The following is a 4,839-nucleotide window of genomic DNA, read 5'->3' as shown; positions in this document are numbered from 1 at the left end:
CTGCACCGACGCCTTCTTGTCACCCGTCAGTTCCAGCACTCGCGCGCTCGGCCCGACGAAGGCGATGCCCGCCGCGGCGCACGCCGCAGCCAGCTCCGGATTCTCCGACGCGAAGCCGTAGCCCGGGTAGATCGCGTCGGCGCCGCTGCGCTGTGCCGCGCCGAGCAGTTCCTCGACCGACAGGTACGCCTGAACCGGTTTACCCGGCACCCCGATCTGGTAGGACTGATCGGCTTTGCCGCGGTGCACGCAGTTGCGGTCTTCGACCGGGTACACCGCGACGGTCGCCGCCCCCAGCTCGTAGGCGGCGCGAAAGGCACGGACCGCGATCTCGCCGCGGTTGGCTACCAGGACTTTGCTGAACATTTTCGGTTGCCTCATCTGATCTCAAGGTGCGGTGGCACCGTCCGGCCGCACCGGGGGTCCGTGTCTTCCATCATGTTGCGCCGCCCACTCTCGTGGGCGCGTTTGTTCCGATCAGGCCGGAATCGACCGCTGGGCCACCCCGTCGTACGCCGAGAGCGGCCGGATCAGCGCATTGGATCGAGTCTGTTCGACGATGTGCGCCGCCCACCCGGCGATCCGACTCATCACGAACAGCGGGGTGAACATGGGAATGTCGAAGCCCATCAGGTAGTAGGCGGGCCCGGTCGGAAAGTCCAGGTTCGGCTTGATCCCGGTGCGCGCATCCATGGCGGCGGCCAGCTCGCGGTAGATGTCCAGCCACTGGGTCTCACCGAGTTCCTGCGAGACCCGGACCAGGGCGTCGTACATGGTCGGCACGCGCGAGTCGCCGTTCTTGTAGACGCGATGGCCGAAGCCCATCACCTTCTCTTTGGCATCGAGCCGGGCGTTCAACCAGTCTCGAGCGTTCTCCGGAACGTCGATCTCGATCATGTCGTGCATGACGGCCTCGTTGGCGCCGCCGTGCAGCGAGCCCTTGAGCGCACCGATCGCCGCGGTCACCGCGCTGTAGAGATCTGATTGCGTGGAGGTGACCACCCGGGCGGCAAAGGTCGAGGCATTGAAGCTGTGTTCGGCGTAGAGCACCATCGATTGACTGAAGGCATCGACGACGACGTCGGCGGGGACCTCACCGAAGCACATGTTCAGGAAGTTCTCCGCGTAGCCCAGTCCGTGGTGCGGGTCGATCGGCGCCAGCCCCCGGCGACGACGGAAGTCGGCGGCGACGATGGTGGGCAGCACGGACAGCAGCCGCAGCGCCTTATCCAGGTTGGCCTCCACGGTGGGGACGTCCTCGGTCGGGTCTTCACTGCCGAGGAAGCTGACCATCGTGCGCATCACGTCCATCGGATGGCAGGTCTCGGGGATCCGCGCCAGCACCGCCTGCGCCGACCGGTTGAGCCGCCGGTTGGCACGCTCGCGCTGGCTGAACAGCGCCAGCTGCGCCGGTGTCGGCAGTTCACCGTGCCAGAGCAGGTAGGCCACTTCTTCGAAGGTCTTCGTGGTTGCCAGCTCGGCGGCGTCGTAACCGCGGTAGGTGAGGCTGTTGGTCTCCGGGACCACCTTGGAAACCGCGGTCGTGTCGACCACGACGCCGGCCAGGCCCTTGAATATCTGCTGTTCGGTCATGACTGCTCCCCCGGTTGGGAATAGGTGAAGATGCGTGAATCGAAGTTGTTGTAGTCGGCGTACTGGAGGAATTCATAGAGCCGGGCGCGATGCTGCATCTCGTCGAGCAGTCCGGCCGCGGTGCCCTCCTCAGCGATCTGTGCGAGCCCGCGTTCGACGGCGCCCATCGCCAGCCGCAGCGTGGTGACCGGGTAGATCACCACGTTGTAGCCGATGGCCGCCAGCTGGTCGGCGGTGAACAGCTCCGATTTGCCGAACTCGGTCATATTCGCCAGCAGCGGCGTGTCGACGGCGTCGCGGAAACGTTTGAACTCGTCGAGGTCGGCCAGCGCCTCGGTGAAGATCAGGTCCGCCCCCGCGTCGGCATAGGCTTTGGCCCGCTCGATCGCGGCCTCGAGGCCCAGGACGCCGCGGGCATCGGTGCGCGCACAGATCACGAAGTTCTCATCGCGCCGGGCACTGACGGCGGCCGCCAGCCTGCGGATCATCTCCTCGACCGGCACCACCTCTTTGCCGTCGAGGTGACCGCAGCGTTTCGGATTGACCTGGTCCTCCAGGTGGCAGCCGGCCAGACCGGCGTCCTCCAGCGCGGTGATGGTGCGCGCCGCACTCATCGGTTCCCCGAAGCCGGTGTCGGCGTCGATCAGGGTCGGCAGATCGCTGGCGCGGGCGATCGCCCCGCCCCGGGCGGCAACTTCGGTGAGGGTGGTCAGCCCGATATCGGGCAGGCCGAGGTCCGCCGACAGCGCCGCACCGGAAACGTAGACGCCGTCGAAGCCCGCGTCGGCGACGATCTTGGCGACCAGCGGCGAGAACGCCCCCGGCCAGCGCTGCAACTCTCCGGAGGCGAGCCCAGCCCGCAGCGTCGTGCGCTTATCGGCATCGGTGACGCCGGACGAGAAGAGTGCCATCAGAGGATGCCCTCCCCGGTGGCCGGTGCCGACGCCAGCACGCTGTCGAGCACGCGCACATTGAGACCGCCGAGCCCACCGGCCGGGGCGGTGGCGACCTGTGTGGCGGCCGCGACGAATCGGGCCTGTTCGGCCGGATCGACCACGCCGTCGGCCATCCGCGCGAACTTGCCCAGGTATTGCTCGCGGGCAAACGGCCGGGCGCCTAGCGGGTGGGCGTCGGCCACGGCCAGCTCGTCTTCGATCACCTCGCCGTTGCGCAGGGTGATCACCGCACGGGCGCCGAAGGCCTTCTCGTTCGGGTCGGCCGAGTGGTAGCGCCGCGTCCATTCCGGATCTTCGACGGTGGAGATCTTCTTCCACAGTTCGACGGTGTCGGCGCGGCGGGCGCGCTCGGGTGCGTACGACCGCTCGTGGTCCCACTCCCCGTCCTGCAAGGCGACGGCAAAGATGTACATCACCGAGTGATCGAGGGTCTCGCGGCTGGCATTCGGGTCGAACTTCTGCGGATCGCCCGAGCCGGTGCCGATGACGTAGTGGGTGTGGTGGCTGGTGTGCAGCACAATCGACTCCACCTCAGCGGTGTCGCCGACCCGCTCGCGCATGCGGCGGGCCAGGTCGATCGGCGCCTGGCTCTGGTATTCGGCCGAATGCTCCTTGGTGTAGGTGTCCAGGATGCCGCGCTTGGCTTCGCCCGGCCCGGGCAGCGGCACGGTGTATCGGGCGTCGGGTCCGCCGAGCAGCCACGCGATCACCCCGTCCTCACCTTCCCAGATCGGTGATGGGGCACCCTCGCCGCGCATGGCGCGGTCGACCGCTTCCACGGCCACCTTGCCGGCCAGCGCCGGAGCGTAGGCCTTCCAGCTGGAGATTTCGCCCTTGCGGGACTGGCGGGTGGCCGTCGTCAGGTGCAGCGCCTGCCCCACTGCCTGGTAGATGGTGTCGATTTCCAGACCGAGCATGGTGCCCAGGCCGGCCGCAACGGACGGGCCGAGGTGGGCGACGTGGTCGATCTTGTGCTCATGCAGGCAGATCCCGCGCACCAGATCCACCTGCACTTCGTAGGCGGTAGCCAGGCCGCGAATCAGGTCACGGCCACTGGCGCCGACCCGCTGGCCGACGGCCACCAGCGCCGGGATGTTGTCGCCCGGGTGGCTGTACTCGGCGGCCAGGAAGGTGTCATGGAAGTCGAGTTCGCGGACCGCGACGCCGTTGGCCCAGGCGGCCCACTCCGGTGCGTACGCGCCGTCGATACCGAAGACACTCGATCCGCCGGTCAGCGGACGGGTCTGCGCCTGCCGGCGGGCGCTGGTGACCGGGCGGCGGGCCACCGACGCCGCGCTGACAGCGGCGTTGTCGATGATCCGATTGATGATCATCTCGGCCGTCTCCGCGGGCACCTCGACCGGATCGACGGCGATCTGGGCGATCTTGTAGGCCAGGTGGTCTTCCTTCGGGAAGACCTCGGAACTGCGACGCGTGTACACCTCGTGATTGATCATGTTTGCACCGTACGCATCGGAACTGATCGCTGGAAAGACCTGGCAAATGCATATTTCTGCAAACTTTCCGGTGCTAGTTTGCAAACATTGCGAACATGGCGGCGCCTATACTTCGACCATGGCGAAGACGTTCGTGGGTGCACGGTTGCGGCGGCTACGCGCCCAGCGCGGAATCTCCCAGGCCGCCCTCGCCCGTCGCCTCGAACTGTCCACCAGCTACGTCAATCAGCTGGAAAACGACACCCGCCCGGTGACCGTCCCGGTGCTGCTGCGGCTGACCCGCGAGTTCGATCTCGCCCCCGACTTCTTCGCCGCCGACAGCGACGCCCGGCTCACCGCCGATCTGGCCGATGTCTTCCTCGCGCACAGTGAGGCCGCACCGGCCCCGGATGAGATCACCGAGTTGGTCGCGCGGATGCCCGACGTCGGACACACCCTGGTGGCACTGCACCGACGGTTGGCCGCCGCCACCGGCGAACTCGAGGGCTACCGCGGACGGTTGACCGGACCGCCCACCTCCGACGACCTCGCTGCCGGCACACCCTTCGAGCAGGTGCGCGACTACTTCTACGATCGCCGCAATCACATCCCCGAGCTCGACGCGGCAGCTGAGGCGCTGTTCACCGATGCCGGACTGCGCATCGGTGGCCTGGACCTTCAGCTCGCGCGGGTCCTGGAGAACGACTACGGCATTCGCGTCCAGATCTCCACTGCGGCGCCGGGTGAGGCCGCCAGCGCCATCCCGAAACGTCGCTACGACAGCGAGTCCGCCACGGTCTTCCTGGCCCGACGACTAAGCCCCGGGCAGCGCGCCTTTCAGCTCGCCACCCAAC

Annotated in this window: 5 protein-coding genes; 1 reads left to right on the top strand and 4 read right to left on the bottom strand. The window is 67.6% G+C overall.

The window, feature by feature from the left end; translation table 11 throughout:
* The 4 genes from WAW85_RS13205 to prpD all read right to left on the bottom strand — a co-directional run.
* The coding region (locus WAW85_RS13205; protein ID WP_422560065.1) for a biotin carboxylase N-terminal domain-containing protein at nt 1-366 on the bottom strand (366 nt) is incomplete at its 3' end.
* 111 nt (nt 367-477) lie between these two features.
* Nucleotides 478-1,593, bottom strand: a complete 1,116-nt coding sequence (locus WAW85_RS13200; RefSeq protein WP_422560064.1) for a bifunctional 2-methylcitrate synthase/citrate synthase — start codon at nt 1,591-1,593, stop codon at nt 478-480.
* Entirely contained in the window at nt 1,590-2,504 is a 915-nt protein-coding gene (prpB, locus tag WAW85_RS13195) for a methylisocitrate lyase (protein ID WP_422560063.1), read from the bottom strand. Before prpB ends, WAW85_RS13200 begins: the two co-directional genes overlap by 4 nt.
* Nucleotides 2,504-4,006, bottom strand: a complete 1,503-nt coding sequence (prpD, locus tag WAW85_RS13190) for a 2-methylcitrate dehydratase PrpD (RefSeq protein ID WP_422560062.1) — start codon at nt 4,004-4,006, stop codon at nt 2,504-2,506. Before prpD ends, prpB begins: the two co-directional genes overlap by 1 nt.
* A 118-nt stretch (nt 4,007-4,124) precedes the next feature.
* On the opposite strand from prpD, the gene WAW85_RS13185 reads away from it, so the two are divergent.
* Nucleotides 4,125-4,839: helix-turn-helix domain-containing protein (locus tag WAW85_RS13185; protein ID WP_422560061.1), on the top strand; the 715-nt coding region annotated here is incomplete at its 3' end.

The organism is Gordonia sp. (in: high G+C Gram-positive bacteria), assembly GCF_049299075.1.
GTDB lineage: Bacteria > Actinomycetota > Actinomycetes > Mycobacteriales > Mycobacteriaceae > Gordonia.
Note: the sequence above shows the minus strand (reverse complement) of the source record. Positions and strands in the feature narration are given on the sequence as shown.